This is a genomic window from Roseivivax sp. THAF197b (genome assembly GCF_009363255.1).
In the GTDB taxonomy this organism is placed as follows: Bacteria; Pseudomonadota; Alphaproteobacteria; order Rhodobacterales; family Rhodobacteraceae; genus Roseivivax.
In genome coordinates this window covers 2,445,418-2,461,114 of sequence record NZ_CP045318.1, presented here as the reverse complement: position 1 = coordinate 2,461,114, position 15,697 = coordinate 2,445,418, and the positions used below count along the sequence as shown (strand labels likewise).

Annotated in this window: 12 protein-coding genes; 2 read left to right on the top strand and 10 right to left on the bottom strand. The window is 66.0% G+C overall.

Annotated features, from left to right (window positions below):
- Window positions 1-52: 52 nt before the first annotated feature.
- The 8 genes from putA to FIV09_RS11895 form a co-directional block, all read right to left on the bottom strand.
- A complete protein-coding gene (gene putA / locus FIV09_RS11930) occupies window positions 53-3,715 on the bottom strand; it encodes a bifunctional proline dehydrogenase/L-glutamate gamma-semialdehyde dehydrogenase PutA (RefSeq protein ID WP_152450158.1) in 3,663 nt (1,220 codons plus the stop codon).
- Window positions 3,716-4,050: 335 nt separating this feature from the next.
- The gene (locus FIV09_RS11925; protein WP_254702215.1) at window positions 4,051-5,325 is read right to left on the bottom strand and encodes an ABC transporter substrate-binding protein; all 1,275 of its coding nucleotides are present in this window, start codon (window positions 5,323-5,325) and stop codon (window positions 4,051-4,053) included.
- A 43-nt stretch (window positions 5,326-5,368) separates the two neighbouring features.
- Window positions 5,369-6,340 carry a branched-chain amino acid ABC transporter permease gene (locus FIV09_RS11920; RefSeq protein WP_152450157.1) on the bottom strand — a complete coding sequence of 324 codons (972 nt, stop codon included), beginning with the start codon at window positions 6,338-6,340 and terminating at the stop codon, window positions 5,369-5,371.
- Window positions 6,337-7,251 (bottom strand): branched-chain amino acid ABC transporter permease, encoded by a 915-nt coding sequence (locus FIV09_RS11915; RefSeq protein ID WP_152450156.1) that lies wholly within the window; start codon window positions 7,249-7,251, stop codon window positions 6,337-6,339. Before FIV09_RS11915 ends, FIV09_RS11920 begins: the two co-directional genes overlap by 4 nt.
- A complete protein-coding gene (locus FIV09_RS11910; RefSeq protein ID WP_152450155.1) occupies window positions 7,248-7,982 on the bottom strand; it encodes an ABC transporter ATP-binding protein in 735 nt (244 codons plus the stop codon). Before FIV09_RS11910 ends, FIV09_RS11915 begins: the two co-directional genes overlap by 4 nt.
- Window positions 7,975-8,748 carry an ABC transporter ATP-binding protein gene (locus FIV09_RS11905; RefSeq protein WP_152450154.1) on the bottom strand — a complete coding sequence of 258 codons (774 nt, stop codon included), beginning with the start codon at window positions 8,746-8,748 and terminating at the stop codon, window positions 7,975-7,977. Before FIV09_RS11905 ends, FIV09_RS11910 begins: the two co-directional genes overlap by 8 nt.
- On the bottom strand, window positions 8,745-9,827 hold the full coding sequence (locus FIV09_RS11900) for an aldo/keto reductase (RefSeq protein WP_152450153.1): 1,083 nt from the start codon (window positions 9,825-9,827) through the stop codon (window positions 8,745-8,747). The genes FIV09_RS11905 and FIV09_RS11900 overlap by 4 nt, the downstream gene beginning before the upstream one ends.
- Complete coding sequence (locus FIV09_RS11895; RefSeq protein ID WP_152450152.1) at window positions 9,824-10,198, bottom strand: TIGR04076 family protein; 375 nt, start codon at window positions 10,196-10,198, stop codon at window positions 9,824-9,826. The genes FIV09_RS11900 and FIV09_RS11895 overlap by 4 nt, the downstream gene beginning before the upstream one ends.
- Window positions 10,199-10,297: 99 nt before the next feature.
- On the opposite strand from FIV09_RS11895, the gene FIV09_RS11890 reads away from it, so the two are divergent.
- Window positions 10,298-10,969, top strand: coding sequence for a GntR family transcriptional regulator (locus FIV09_RS11890; RefSeq protein ID WP_152450151.1), 672 nt, complete (start codon window positions 10,298-10,300; stop codon window positions 10,967-10,969).
- The gene (locus FIV09_RS11885; protein ID WP_152450150.1) at window positions 10,962-12,458 is read left to right on the top strand and encodes an aldo/keto reductase; all 1,497 of its coding nucleotides are present in this window, start codon (window positions 10,962-10,964) and stop codon (window positions 12,456-12,458) included. Before FIV09_RS11890 ends, FIV09_RS11885 begins: the two co-directional genes overlap by 8 nt.
- Window positions 12,459-12,474: 16 nt before the next feature.
- On the opposite strand, the gene FIV09_RS11880 is transcribed toward FIV09_RS11885, so the two are convergent.
- Both FIV09_RS11880 and FIV09_RS11875 read right to left on the bottom strand, forming a co-directional pair.
- Window positions 12,475-14,496 carry a S8 family serine peptidase gene (locus tag FIV09_RS11880; RefSeq protein WP_152450149.1) on the bottom strand — a complete coding sequence of 674 codons (2,022 nt, stop codon included), beginning with the start codon at window positions 14,494-14,496 and terminating at the stop codon, window positions 12,475-12,477.
- Between the two features lie 9 nt (window positions 14,497-14,505).
- Window positions 14,506-15,687 (bottom strand): phosphatase PAP2 family protein, encoded by a 1,182-nt coding sequence (locus tag FIV09_RS11875; protein WP_152450148.1) that lies wholly within the window; start codon window positions 15,685-15,687, stop codon window positions 14,506-14,508.
- Between the last annotated feature and the right edge of the window lie 10 nt (window positions 15,688-15,697).

The following is a 15,697-nucleotide window of genomic DNA, read 5'->3' as shown; positions in this document are numbered from 1 at the left end:
TCGATTGGGGAAGCAATTTTTAGGCGGGCCCGTACGTGGCGGGCCCACCGTCTTATTCCGCGGTCGCCAAGAGGCTCGCATTGCCCCCGGCGGCGGTCGTGTCGATGCAGAGATGGCGTTCCACCACGAACCGCTCGGGGCAGATGACCTGCGTCTCAAGCGGCACGATCGGGCCGTCACGCTCCGCCAGGGCCAGCCGCAGATCGCGCGTCCAGTCGGAGGCGCCCGCTGCCGCAACGGTCGCGATCCCGTCGAGGGTTTTCAGAGTGTCGGGCGCGACGGTCCCGTCGATGGCCAGGGCAGGCGCGCCTGCATCGATCAAGGGTTGCGCCGCAGCGGCAGCCCCCGGTGCGACGATCAGAACGCCACAGCCTGCGCCGAGGGCCTGAACAGCTTGAGCCAGCGCCACCTCGGTTGTGGGACCGAGGCACAGCACATTGCCCTTGGGATACATGCCCAAACGGTTGCTCTCGCCGGTGGGTCCGGGCAGCGTCTGTGGCGTCATGTCGAAGGCCGCCGTCTCGTTGAGCGCGCGCCGCACCTCGCCCTTGGAGCCCGAGAGCGCCTTGCGCAGCACCGACACCCGGTCATCCACACGCGCAGCCCAGTTCCGCGCATCGATCTTCGCGATGGCCTTGGCGATACGGGCGGCGTCGACCGCTTCGCCCTTGGGCGCGTCATAGCTGCCGGTCTTGCCCGTGCGCCGGAACCGCGTGAGGTAGAGCGGCCCGCCCGCCTTGGGCCCGGTGCCCGACAGACCCTCGCCACCGAAGGGCTGGGAGCCCACGATCGCGCCGATCTGGTTGCGGTTGACGTAGGTGTTGCCGACCTCGATCCGCTCCACGATCTGTTGCACGCGGTCGTCGATCCGGGTGTGCAGCCCGAAGGTCAGGCCGTAGCCCTTGGCGTTGATCTCATCGACGACCCTGTCGATCTGCGTCGCCTTGAAGCTCGCGACATGCAGGACGGGGCCGAAGATTTCCTTCTCGAGATCGCCGATCCCGCCGACCTTCACGACCGCAGGACGAACGTAAGAGCCTTTCTCGGGCGCGGGCAGCGTCTTGAGCACGCGTCCGGCCTTCTCCTGCTGGGCGGTGTAGTCCGAGATGCCCTTGCGCGCCTCCTCGTCGATGACGGGGGAGACGTCGGTATCCACGCGCCACGGATCGCCGATGCTGAGCGCATCCATCGCGCCGTAGAGCATGTCGAGAAGCCGCTCGCGCGCCTCGTCCTGAACGTAGAGCATGCGCAGCGCCGAACAGCGCTGGCCCGCCGACTGGAAGGACGAAATCAGGATGTCGCGCACCGCCTGTTCCGTCAGCGCAGTGGAATCGACGATCATCGCGTTGAGGCCCCCGGTCTCGGCGATCAGGATCGCGTCAGGCCCGGCATTCTTCACAAGCGCCTTGTGGATGATCTGCGCCACCTCCGTGGAGCCGGTGAAGCACACGCCCGCAATGCGCGGATCGCTGGTGAGCGGCCCACCCACGGTCGGGCCATCGCCCGGCAGAAGTTGCAAAGCGCCTTCAGGCAAACCAGCCTCGCGCATCATCTCCACGGCGCGCGCGGCGATCATGGGCGTCTGTTCGGCCGGTTTCGCGAGGACCGAATTGCCGGTGGCGAGCGCCGCCGCGATCTGGCCGGTGAAGATCGCCAGCGGGAAGTTCCACGGGCTGATGCAGACGAAGATCCCGCGCGCCTGGCCCGGCTCCTCGTCTTCCAGACGCTCGGCCTCGTTTGCGTAATACCGCAGGAAATCAACCGCTTCGCGCACTTCCGCGATGCCGTCGAGCAGTGTTTTTCCGGCCTCGCGGGTGGTGATCGCGCAAAGCTCGGCGATGTTGTCCTCGTATAGGTCGGCGACCTTGCGCAGGATACCCGCACGCTCCGATACGGGGCGCTGAGACCATTCCTCAAAGCCCGGACCTGCCGCGTCGAGTGCCGCTGCCACCTCCTCGGACGTGGCTTCATGGACCTTTCCAACCACATGGCTCAGATCCGCAGGTGATAGCGCATCGCGCGCTTCGCCCTTGGGCGCGGGATTGCCGACCAGCATCGGTGCGGCGCTCCATGTCTTGTCGGAGAAGGCCTCGCGTTTGGCCAGAAGCGGCAGGATCGAGGCCGGCTCGTTGATGCGGAAGCCGCGCGAATTGGGCCGGTCGGGGAACAGCTCGCCCGGTAGGCGGATCGTCGGGTTGGCGATCTCGTCTAGCTTCTCGACCTCGGTGATGGGATCGCGGGAGATCTCTTCGGAGGGGATGCTCTCGTCGACGATCTGGTTCACGAAGGACGAGTTCGCGCCGTTCTCCAGTAGGCGGCGCACAAGGTAGGCCAGAAGGTCGCGATGTGCGCCCACGGGGGCGTAGATCCGGCAGCGCGTATCCTCGGCCTGCTTGATGATGCCGTGCAGCGACTCGCCCATGCCGTGCAGGCGCTGGAACTCGAAGCTGTCCTTGTCATTGCCCGCCATCGCGATCACGGCGGCGCAGGTATGCGCGTTATGGGTGGCGAATTGCGGATAGATCCGGTCGCGCCGCTGCATCAGCATGCGCGCGCAGGCCATGTAGCTGACATCGGTATTGGCCTTGCGAGTGAAGACCGGGAACCGCTCCACACCCATTTCCTGCGCAAGCTTGATTTCGGTGTCCCAATAGGCACCCTTGACGAGACGGATCATGATCTTGCGATCCAGCCGCTCGGCGAGGTCATAAAGGTACTCGATCACAGGTGCCGCGCGGCGTCCGTAGGCCTGCACGACGACGCCGAAGCCTTCCCAGCCCTCAAGCTCGGGATCGGACAGGAGCTCTTCGATGATATCGAGCGACAGATCGAGGCGGTCCTGCTCCTCGGCGTCGATGTTGAAGCCGATATTGGCCTTCGCGGCCTGACGCACGAGTTCCTTGGCACGCGGGACAAGGACCGACATCACGGTGTCCTTGTGGGTGTATTCATAGCGCGGATGCAGGGCCGACAGCTTGACCGAGATACCGGGGCTGGAGCGCACATCGCCCTTGGCCTGCTTCGAGATCGCTGAGATCGCCTTGGCATAGGCGTCCTTGTAGCGCAGCGCGTCCTCGTCCGTGCGGGCCGCTTCGCCCAGCATGTCGTAGGAGTAGGTATAGCCCTTCTTCTCGAGCTCGCGGGCGTTCTTCATGCCTTCTTCGATGGTCTGACCCAGCACGAATTGCCGGCCGAGGATCTTCATCGACTGACCAACGGCGGTGCGCACGACAGGCTCGCCCATGCGGCGCACGAGGCCGCGCAGCGCGCGGGTCGGGCCCTTGGGATCGTCATCGAGCACCTTGCCCGTGAGCATTAGCGCCCAGGTCGAGGCATTGACCAGCGAGGACGAGGAATGCCCCAGATGCGCGCCCCAGTTCGAGGGCTCGATCTTGTCATGGATCAGATCGTCGATCGTCTCAGCATCGGGCACGCGCAGCAGCGCTTCGGCGAGGCACATCAGGCCCACGCCCTCTTCTGTGGAGAGGCCGTATTCGGCCAGAAACGCCTCCATCATCGAAGGCGACGTCTCCTTGCGGACGCGGTCGACATATTGCGCGCCCGCCTTGGCGATCTGCTGTCGCTCCGCGTCGGAGAAATTGCAGCGTTCGATCAGCGCGCGGATGACCTCGGCTTCCTCGGACGTGTAATTTTCGCGAACTTTCTGTCGAAGGGTTCCTGGATCAGAGGGATCCATGGGTGTGAGCTCGTTCATGTTGGCCTCCCGAAGGATTGCATTGACGTGCTGCGGAGACGGGCCTTCTGAAAATGTAACTTTTATTATTTTAAATCAGAGCTTTAGGTTCGGCGGATCGTCTCCGGGAAAGGGTGAAGCACAAAGATACACCAAAACTGCTTTAATGGGCGGCGTCAACCGTTTCGCCCGGCCTTCGCGGATGCGGCGCAGAGCCGCGCACAGGATTTGACCGGTTGCGCGCGACGCGCGGCGACCTGCGAGTGCTTTGGCTCTGGGATATGGATTGAAGGGTCGCCGGAAACCGCGCTTCCGGCCAGACGCGGCACCGGGCGAACCCGGCGCCGCGCCGCATTTCAGTCCTTCAGCGAGGCCATGAAGGCATCGACATCGTCGAGCGACAGGTATTCGACCTCGTCGATGCCGTCCTCACCGAACTTCCACACCACGGCCGGGGCGGAGACATCGCCGTTGGGATCGAAGCGGACATTGCCCGTCGCGCCCTGGTACATGACGCTGCCGCCATCGGCGAAGATCTGCGACGCTTGGGTGAAGCCTGCGCCATCTGCCGTGATCGGGGTGCCTTCGGGGTCGGTGACGCGCGGGATCGCCGCGGCAATCTCGGCGCCGGACGCGTCCTTGCCCGCGGCCTCCATCGCCAGAAGTCCGATCATCGTGGCATCATAGCTGTTGGCCAAGCCGGGGCCGTTGGGCGGGCCATCGAAGCGCGCCTCGAAGGCATCGACGAAGGCCGTGGCGCTGTCGGCACGCGGCGAGGCGGTATCGGTGCCCCAGGCATTGGCAAGGTAATCCATGCCCACATTCTCGCGGAATTCGTCCGATTTCAGCGAATTGGCGAGGATCATGTTCTGCGTCCCGCCGAGCGAGATCCATTCGCGCACGGCCGCCGTGCCTTCGTTGGGATAGAGCGCGAGGTAGATCGCGTCGGGCTGCGCAGAAAGGGCGCTCGCGGCCTCGGCGCGGTAGCTCGGTTGCGCGTCGTTGATGGCCACGGAGGCGGTCACCTCGATCCCGAGCGCTTCGAGGTCGGAAGCGACGAGCTTGCCGATATCCTGGCCCCAATCGTCGTTCTTGTAGAAGATCGCGACCTTCTTCCAGCCCTGATCCTGCGCGACCTTGGCGCCGACCGCGGCCTGAACACCCGTCGTGGCGAAGGTGCGGAACCACAGCCCGTCGGTCTTGCCCTCCTCCGAAAGCGCTGTGAAGGCCGTGGAGGAGGAGCAGCACGACATCTGCATCACGCCCGCAGGCACCGTCACCGAGGTCAGGATCGGCATCGACACGCCCGAGGAGACCGCGCCCAGAAGAAGCGGCACCCCGTCGAGATCGACCAGCGCCTTGGCCGCGTCCACGCCGACCTTGGGGTCCACTTGCGTGTCGCGCAGGATCATCTCGACCTGGCAATCATTGACGCCGCCCGCCTCGTTGACCTGATCGACCACCCATTGCGCGGTCTCGGCGATGGGGCGGCCCCAATCGACCGAGGTGGGCAGGACCGCGCCCACCTTGACGCTGCAGTCCTGCGCCTCCGCGCGGTCTGCAAGGCCCATGGCCGCAAGGGCGAGGCCCAGGGCTGCGCTCGTGCGCAGGATGCTCCGTGTCTCCATCATCTGTCGTACTCCCGGTTGGTTGGCTTCTTGGTTTCTTTGTTGTTCATTCCGCGGCGATGGTGCCGGGCCGGGCGCGTCCCGATTGCGACACGACCAGCCGCTCGGGGAAGAGCCCCTGCGGTCGCCAGAGCAGCATGCCGACGATCACCGATCCGATTAGGACATATTGGACCGAGCCTGCATAGATCTGCGCCTCGACGGGCGCATAGCGCGACAGGGCCCAGCCGCTTGCCGTCCAGGTGCCCCAGATCAGGAACGCGCCGATGATGGCGCCGCGATTGTTGCCCGCCCCTCCGACGATGAGCATCGCCCAGATCTGGAAGGTCAGGATCGGCAGCACGTCCTGCGGGCTGACGAAGGCATAGAAGGTGGCATAGAGCCCGCCCGCCATGCCCATGATGACGGACCCGGTCACGAAGGCGGTCAGGCGGACCCTGGCGGGGCTTTTGCCCAACGAGCGCGCGGCCTCCTCGTCCTCGCGAATGGCCCGCAACAGGCGTCCGAAGGGCGAGCGGACGAGCCGTTGCAGGAACAGATAGGTCAGCGCCAGCAGCACCGCGACGAAGGCGAGATAGAGCGCGTTATAGGTCAGGCCCGGTCCGATCAGATCCTGCAAGGGCCGCTCGAACCCGCGCAAACCCTTGGCGCCGCCCGACAGCCATTCGGCATTGCGCATGACATTCTCGAAGGCGACGGCGACGCCGAAGGTCGCAATGGCCAGGTAATCATGGCGCAGCTTCAGCGTGAGGCGCCCGACGCCCCAGGCCAGAAGGCCCGCCGCCAGCATGCCGCCCAGAAGTGCCAGCGGGTAGGGCAGGGCATAGCCGCCCAGGTGGCCGTCTTGCGGCGTGCTGCCCAGGATCAGCGTGCCGTAGGCGCCCGCGCCGAAGAACGCGGCCACGCCCCCGTTGAACAGACCGGTATTGCCCCATTGCAGGTTCAGGCCCAGCACGGCGATGGACAGGATCGTCGCCACCGTGGCGAAGAAGACGAGGTATGACAGAAGCCCGATCATGCGCGCTCCGATGCGAAGATACCGCTCGGGCGGATGGTCAGAACGAGAAGGATGATGAGGAATGGCACCGACGGGCTGTAGCCCGAGGGCAGCACGACCAGCGCGAGGTTGGCGGCCAGGCCCACCAGAAAGCCGCCCGCCGCCGCGCCGTAGATCGAGCCGATCCCGCCCACGATGGTGGCGGCAAAGACCGGCATCAGCAGATCGCGTCCGATCATCGGCGTGATCTGGTTGGTCAGACCATAGAAGACGCCCGCCGCCGCCGCGAGCCCGCCGCCGATGAGCCAGACCGCGATGATGACACGGCGCAGGTTGACGCCGGTGACCTGCGCCAGCGATGCGTTCTCCGCCACGGCGCGCAGGCTGTAGCCGAAAGTCGTGCGCGACAGCACGAGATGCAGGATGACCATCAGCAGAAGGGCCGCGGCCAGGGTGAAGATCTGGTCGGGCCGTACGAGGATGAGCGGATCGAGGCTCAGCACCATCGCGAACGGGATCTCGCGGCTGTAAAGCGTCGTGCCGAGCCCGAAGACCAGCCCGATCACGTTGCGCAGGATCAGCGCCACGCCGAAAGAGGCGAAGACCATGGATAATTCTTCGCCGCGCTCACGGATGCGCTTGAAGACGAGCTTGTCGATCAGAACGGCGGTGGCCGCTGTGATCGCCATGGAGATCAGCACCGCCAGCGCCAGTGCGAAACTCATCGACAATGGCCCGATCTGTGCCGCAAGCGGCGGCGCGATGCTGGAAAAGAGCTTGTCGAAGACGAGCGCGGCATAGGCGCCCACGGACAAGAGCTCCGCATGCGAGAAGTTGGCAAAGCGCAGCATGTGCATGACCATGGTCAGACCGATGGCGCCAAGCGCGTAGATCGCCCCCACGAGAATACCGTCGACGAGGTGCTGGATCATGTCTCCACCCTCATGCGTTTGCCGCCGAGATAGATCTCGGCCACGACCGGATCACCCATGAGATCCGCCGCCTTGCCGTCGATCTGGTTCCGCCCCTCGGCGAGGATGTAGCAATGATCCGACAGGCGCAGGGCCTGGGTCACGTTCTGCTCGACCAGAAGGATGCTCACGCCGGTTTCGGTCAGGGCGCGCGCCATCTCCAGCACCTCTTCGGCGGCTTTTGGCGACAGGCCCGCCGAAGGCTCATCCATCAGGATCGTGCTCGGCTCGGTCGCCAGCGCATTGGCAAGCGCCAGGAATTGCCGCTGCCCGCCCGAGAGCGATCCGGCCTTGTCGTCAAGCTTGGCCGCGAGCGCCGGAAACTGCGCCAGAAGCTGCGCGCGGATCGCCTCGCGTCGCGGGCCGGCCCGCCGCAGGGCCAGGTCGAGGTTCTCGGCGATGGTCAGGGAGCGGAAGATGTTGTCCGTCTGCGGCACGTAGGCGATGCCGTGGGCGGCCATCCGGTCCGGTCGCAGCCCGGTGATGTCGGTCTGCTCACGGCGCACCGTGCCGCCGCTTACGGGAACGAGCCCGGCGATGGCCTTGATCAGCGTGGATTTGCCCGCTCCATTGGGGCCGATGATGGTGGTGATTTGTCCCGCGCGCGCGATGAGATCGACATCAAACAGGATCGGCAGGTCGCGCACGTAACCGGCGGTGATCCCGGAGAGTGTCAGCGCGGGATCAGGCATGCACCATGGTCCCGAGATAGGCCTCGAGCAGGACCGGATTGGCCTGCGCCTCGGCGGCACTGCCCTCGAACACCACGCGGCCCTCGGCCAACGCGATGATCGGGTCGCAATGGCGCATGATGAAATCCATGTCATGTTCGATGATGACGAAGGTCTTGCCCTGCCGGTTCAGCGTCTCGATCTTCTCGATCAGGGTCTTGGTGAGGCTGGGATTCACACCCGCCGCAGGCTCGTCGAGCAGGATGATCTCCGGATCGCCCATGAGCACGCGGGCCAGTTCCAGAAGCTTGCGCTGCCCGCCCGAGATCTGCCCTGCCGGATGATCGGCGAGCGGGGCGAGCGTCACGAAATCCAGCACTTCGAGCGCGCGTTCGCGGATGCGCGCCTCCTGCCGGGCCACGCGGCGCGCGCCCAGGAACGGGCCCCAGATATGCTCCCCGGTCTGGCCCGTGGGGGCCATCATCACGTTTTCCAGAACCGACATGCGTGCAAAGGGGCGGGGGATCTGGAAGGTCCGCCCCAGCCCCTTGGCAAAAAGCGCGTCAGGCGGCGCGCCGGTGATCGGCGCATCATGCATCCGGATCGTGCCGCTTGTCGGCGGAAGGGTGCCGGTGAGCAGGTTGAACAGCGTGGATTTGCCCGCGCCGTTGGGGCCAATGAGGCCGGTGATGGTGCCGCGCCGGACCTTGATCGAGACCGCGTCGACGGCCTTGAGCGGCCCGAAGCTGCGCGAGAGTTGCGCGGTTTCGAGAAGCACCTCGCTCATGTGGTCGAGCCCAGGACCGCGTCGGCGGGGTTGGTGTTGAGATTGTATTTCATGATCCGCCCGTGGCGGCTTGTGCGGTCGCCCTCAAGTCCGAAGACGGGGCCATTCGGGCCTGCGGATTTCGCGATCACCGCGCCGATCTCGGCGTGATCTTCGGCGGTCAAGTCCACGTCGAAGACCTGCAGCGTCTTGGGCAGGTGGCGGGCATACCGCGCGCCGACGATGGCGGCGGCCACATTCGGCTGATCGAGCACCCAGGCCGTCGCAACCGACGACAGCGACGCGCCGTGCCGTTCGCCCACCGCGTGCAGTGTTTCCAGAAGCTCCTGGAAGAGCGGCCAGGGGCCGAACTCGTCGATGATGAGGCGGTATTTCACAAGGCTGCGGTTCTCGAACGCAAATCCGGGATCGGGTTTGCCCAGCCAGGCGTCGGTCAGGAATCCGCCTGCAAGCGTGCCGTAACAGAGAAGCTGCATGTCGACATCGGCGGCCCACTCCGCCAGCCCGCCTGCCGCGCGGCGGTCGAGGACGGAATATTGCACCTGCGTCGAGACGAGATCGATCCCGGCCTCCACGAAGGGCCGGGTGTCGGCCACGTCCCAGTTGGTGACGCCGAGATTGCGGATCTTACCCGCGCTCTGGCAGCGTTTCAGCACCTCCATCGCCGAGACCGGATCGCCGAGCGATGTGTCCCACCAGTAGAATTGCACGAGGTCCAGTCGCTCGACATTCAGGCGCTTGAGCGAGCGGTCGATGATCGCCTCGACCTCGTCGGCGCGCAGGTCTGGCAGGCGGCCCAGATCGGGCACGAGTTTCGTGTGCACCACGACCCGGTCTGACGCCTGCGGGCCACGCCGCCTGCGCAGATCGGCGATGAAGGCGCCGATCATTTCCTCGACGCCGGTATAGATGTCAGCGCAATCGAAAGTGGTGATGCCCGCGTCGACGAAGGCCTCCATGTCGGCGATAGCCGCGCTGCGATCCACCGCCCCGTGATCGCCCGCCAATTGCCAGCCGCCGCGGATCACCCGGCTGATGCGATGGTCTGGGCGCAGGTCGGTGGTGGCGACGCGGCTCATGCCTTGTCCTCCTGCCAATAGGGGGTGCTGCGCGCCTCCGGCAGGCCGGTCGTGGCGGCGTGGCTGAAATGCCGCTTGCCTTCGCGGATGATGCGGAACCGCCCGCCGCAATGCGGATCGGGGCAGGCGATCTCGGCGTCGGTGGACATCCAGTCATTGGGGTCGGTCATGCGTTGCTTGGCGGGCAGGAGCGGCAGAAGGGCCGCCAGCGCATAGGCCGATACCTTCTGGCCTGCCTCGAAGATCAGCGTTTCGCCCTCCATGCGGAAGGACTCGCCCTCGATATGGCGGCACACGGCGTCGCGACCGTCGAGCACCGTCTCGATGCGCAGATCGTAGAGCCAGAAGCCGTCATCGGGAGCGTTCACCATGTCGAGACCTTTGATCTGTGATATTTGATCTTGTGTAAAACCCGGATGCGGTGTCAAATCTTTTCTGTGCCGCCCGAGGCGCAGGCAGGGAGAGTGCTCATGAACCAGCCGCGATTGGCCCCGATCGATCAGTCCAAGCTGCGCGAGACGGTCTATGATGCGCTGCGCCAGGCGTTCACGCGGGGCGAGTTTGCCCCCGGCGACGTGGTCAGCCTGCGCGATCTGGCAGCCCAGCTTGGCACCTCGATGACACCCGTCCGGGAGGCCGTGCGGCGCCTCGTGGCGGAAGGGGCGCTCGTGGATACGCCGAGCCGGACACTCATGGTGCCGCCGTTCAATGCCAGCCGCATCACCGATCTGAAGGCGGCGCGGCTCGCGCTCGAGGCCCTCGTGCTAGAAGGGGCCATGGCCCGGATGACCGACGCCGACATCGCCGCGCTTGAGGCCATGCTGGACGATGCGGGTGCCGACGGGATCCTGCCCGATCTCGAACTGAATTACGCGTTTCACTTCGCGCTTTATCGCATCAGCGGGTCGGAGGTTTTGGTACCGCTGATCGAGGCGCTCTGGATGCAATACGGTGCCTATCTGAACCTCGTCATCCGCGAGCATTCCGCCCAAACAATCGACGAGCACCGCCATCACCGCGAGATCGTCGCAGCGCTCAAGGCAGGCGACATGGCGACCGCCCGTGCGGCGCTGATCCGCGACATCGAGCGCAGTTTCGCCATTCTTGCCCACCGGATCGATGAGGCCGCCCGACATGACTGACATGAAAACCCCGGAAGCCCGCATGCCTGCCCGCACCAGGCTTGGACAGCTCGATATCGCGCGCACTCTCGTCGGGTTGTGGCAGGTGGCCGATATCGAAAAGGATGGCACGGAGATCGACCCGGAAAGAGGCGCCGATCATCTCGCCGCCTATGCCACGTCCGGGTTCGACACGTTCGACATGGCCGATCACTACGGCAGCGCTGAGATCATAGCGGGCCGCCTTCTGGCCCGGCATGCCGGGGCGGACCGCCGACCCCTGGCCTTCACGAAATGGTGTCCGCCGCCCGGGCCGATGACGGCCCAGATCGTGCGCGCGGGCGTGCAGGACCGGCTCGACCGGCTGGGTGTGGACCGGGTCGATCTGCTGCAATTTCACTGGTGGAGCTTTCAGCATCCCGGCTGGCTCGATGCGCTGCACGAGATGGCGGAGCTGCGCGAAACAGGTCTGATCGGCGAACTGGGTGTGACGAATTTCGACGCGGATCACCTGCGGGTCGCTCTGAGGGACGGGGTGCCGCTGGTCAGCAACCAGGTTTCGTTTTCACTGGTGGACCGCCGCGCGGCAGGGCCGCTATCGGATCTGAGCTGCGAGACCGGCGTGAAGCTCTTTGCCTATGGCACGCTGTGCGGGGGTTTCTTGTCCGAGAAATGGCTGGGCGCCGAATACCCCGCTCAGATCGGCGACTGGTCGAAGATGAAATATCGTCGCTTCATCGACACGATCGGCGGCTGGGAGGCCTTCCAGGCGCTACTGCGCGCGGCCTCGACGATTGCGGCCAAGCACGGCGTGTCCGTCTCGAATGTCGCAACGCGTTGGGTGTTGGAACAGGACGCGGTCGCGGCGACCATCATCGGCGCGCGCTTGGGCGAAAGCGACCACATGGCCGACAATCTGCGCCTGTTCTCCTTCGCCCTCGATGCCGAGGATCACGCGGCGCTGGGCGCGGCTTTCGCGGCAACCGATCCCGTGCCAGGCGATTGCGGGGACGAGTACCGCAAGCCGCCCTTCCTGACCGCCTCGGGCGATCTCTCGCACCATCTCGACAGCATTCCGCTCGCCCATGAGGCCGAGCCCGCGGCGCGTCCGGGGGCGGAGCGCGTGCTGACCGGGTCGGAATGGGAGGATATCGCGGGATATGCCCGCGCACAGCGCGTGGGCGCACGCGTTTTCGTCTCGGGCACCACCGCGACGGCGGGGCTGTCGCACAAGGTGGCACCCGAGGATGCCGGGGCGCAGACCACCTATGTGCTCGACAAGATATTGGCGGCGCTGTCGGCGCTGGGCGCGGGGCCCGAAGACGTTGTGCGCACGCGCATCTACATCACCGACGAGGCCGATGTCGCCGCGATCTCACGCGCGCATGGGCGCGTCTTCGGTGCCGTGAAACCCGCGAATACGCTGGTCGTCGTGGCAGGTCTGATCGGGGGCTACAAGGTCGAGATCGAGGCCGAAGCGGTCCTGTCGGACGCGGCGCAGCAGGCCTGATCCCGCGCATTGGGCATCAGCGATCCAGCGGTGGGGATTTGACCGCGCCTGCGCCCACGCGCGTGCGTGCGGGGTGATCCCGCAAGGGCACGCCCTCGCGTTTGGCCACCGCCTTGGCCCAGTCCCGCGCGGTCCCCTCCCAATGGGCGATATCGCGATGCGCCAGCCGCGCAACCTGCGGGGCGGCCACGCTCGTTCCCGCGAGCCGCACCCAGGATCCGCTTCTTGATCCCGCGGACAGGACGCCGCGCAGCACGAAGCTGTCATCGCCCCGCGCCGCAAGGTCCGGACCCTCCCGTTCCGGCGCGCGTCCGCCCGGCACGGGGTTGAGCGGACCGGCTGCGGAATAATCCGACAGGACCGCCTCTTCGGCCACATAGGCTGCGACGACCACGGGCATCGCCCCGCAGGCAAAGCCGCTAAGCGTGCCGGAGCGGCGCACGGGGCAGGACGCGTCGGGCGGATCGACGGGCAGGGGGGCGCCGAACCGGTCGAACCGTACGTAGTCGGGATTGTTGAAGAAGGATTGCCTGCCGCCGGGCTCCTGACCGGGCAGGGTCTCATCCCGCCTGATCCAGACATGGATGGGCTCAGGCGGGGCATTGGCCGTCCGCGTGATCTCCAGCGTCCAGAGGCCCGCCGGGGCCAGATCCGAGGTCTCTTCGAGATGGGCGGTCGGATTGCTGGACAGTGTCACCAGACCGCGGCCCGTCTGCCCGCCGACGTATTGATAGGCCAGCCAGGCAATCGCCGCGCCCTGATCGTTGACGAGTTCGGCATGCTGACCGGGCTCTGCCGCGATCTCGACGGCAGCCCCATCCGGGGTCCGCACAGCGATCCGGGCCATGTCCGGCGGCGCATCGCCCGCGCTGACCGGCAGCCAGATCTGCACATGGGACGGGGTCCGGTCATCGGGCTGCACGCAGAGATCGAGGATGACCGTCTCGGCAGCATCGACCGCAACGACCGCGTGCAGCCGTTCGAGATTGGCATTGCCCGCGGGCAGGGTCAGCCATGCGGTTTGGCATTGCCCCGCATCATCCATCGCCTCTGCGCCGAAGTAATGATCGAACATCGTCGCAAAGAGCCCGGTGCCGTCATGCGGGCCGCCCGTGTTGCCGTAGGAGAAATTGAAGATCACCGGCGCATAGGCGCCCGTTTCGGTCCGGAAGCGGCGGGCCTGTTTCACCAGTATGTGGAACGCCAGATAGAGGATCGGCACCATGTCCAGCCCAGTCGTATCGCCCACGATCCGCGAGGGCAGGGAGGCGCAGATGATGGGCTGTCTTTCCGGCCCCTGCGCCCTTTCTGCGCCCGCGGCAAGCGCCATCACATGCGTGCCGTGGGAGCGCCGCAACGCCACGCTCGAGAAGACCTGCCGCGCCGGATCGACCTGACCGGAGCGGGCATAGAACAGATCCTCGTCCAGCATGCCGTCGAAGGTGCAATCGCGCAAAAGCGCGTCGATATCGCCGCGCTCCAGCCCGCGGCCAAGGCTTGTATGACCGAACGGGCGCGGTTCGGCATCGAAGATATGCGCATAGGCGATGCGGCTCTCGGTGGCGCCCCGTCGGAACATGTCATGAGCAATGGCGATCCCGTCATCGACCACGGCCTGCACCACCGTGCCCTCCGGGACGGTGATGTCGGGCCAGTCCTGCGGGCGGGCCTCCCGGTCGAGAAACCGCTCTGGCGTCGAGGCGCCCAGAAGGACGGCGGTCACACCCAGATCGTGGCTGCGGTCATTGAGATGCGCCACGAGCGCCGTCCGCGCGAAGATCGTGACGGGCTGGCGCGGCAAGATGCGGCGGCGGTCCTCAAGGCTGTAGGCGGCCGGGATGACCAGATCGTCGGCGAAGCCCGACAGGCGGGACTGAAACGCGTCGATGCTGATGTCGGCCAGCTCCACAAGGACCGACCACCAGACCAAGCTTGGCGTTTTCGAGAAATGGTGCTCCGCGCGGCTCAGCCGAAAGTAGGTGATATGATCGATGATGTCGCCCGCATCGGGCTGCGGGTTGGGGGTCCACTTGGCCATGACGCGCCTCTAGGCCCTGGCCGCGGGATCGAGGTCGCGCCATTCATCGAGCGCCTTCTGCCACAGCCAATGCAGGGCGGGTGCGGGTTGTGTGTCGGACCCCGGCTCATGCGTCTCGAACCGGGCCCAGACATGATCGCCGGAACCTGCCTGCGGTTTCAGGCAATCGTCCTCGGCGCTGTAAAGCTGGTGCCAGTCGAAATCGTCCTCGGCGTTGAACTTCGGGGTATCGAGGCGCCCGGACGACCACGCTCCGCCCATGCACACGGCGTGGACGTGATCGGCGAGCGTCAGCCCAAGCGCCGCGCCTGCTACGCTGTCGATGGGGAAATGCACCCCCGCCACCGTCCTGTTCGTGGCGATCCGGGCCGCCTGCCGCATCAGCATGGCCCCCCAATAGGCGTGATCGCGATATTGCGGCGCGCCGCTTTCGCGCAGAAGCTTCCACAGGATCCGCGCCATGACGAAGACCTCGGTCGCGTGCCCGCTGGGCAGGGAGCCGTGCGTGGGCGTCGCGATCATCGGCTGTATCTGAGGCGAGAACTCGATGGGGCGCTTCACGGCCAGCGCGTATTTCGTGCGCTGGATCACCGGCAGGGCAAATGCGAGCGCGGTATAAAGAAGCTCCAGCGTATGCGGCGTGCGTGCCTCGTCCAGAAAGCCGATCGAGGCGAAAAAGGCGGTGGGCACGCCGATCTGGGACAGCACCTCCGCCCCGCGATCCGAGCGGAGCCGCGCATAGGAGCCGACAAGCTTGAGCTGCGTCGCGAGCTGGTCGGTCTCCGGTCCCGACATCTCCAACATTTCGCGGAACGTGACCTTGCGCTTGCGGCCGTCTCGTTCAGCCGTCTTGCGCCAGAGGGTGACGGCGGGATGGCCCTCATGAACATCGACGGAGATGTCCACGCTGGTGCCCAGTTCCGCCTGGAAGATTGCAGCGCGCACGCTTTTGGAAAGCCGGGGCAGGTTGCGGGGATCGTCGGGCAAGCCCGGGGCAGGTGGGGTGAGATCCGCCAAGGGTGCGCCCGCGATGCCGTCGCGGTTGGTGATCAGCGCCTCCCCCAGAAGCGGGCTTTCCCCGCCGGAGCCTGCCAGCGCATTGTTGCTGCCAAGTGCATTCAGCGCGTTCAGGGCATTGAGGGCGTTGAGCGCATTCAAGGCGTTCAGTGCGTTTTCCGGTCCCATGCTCATGTCGGTACCT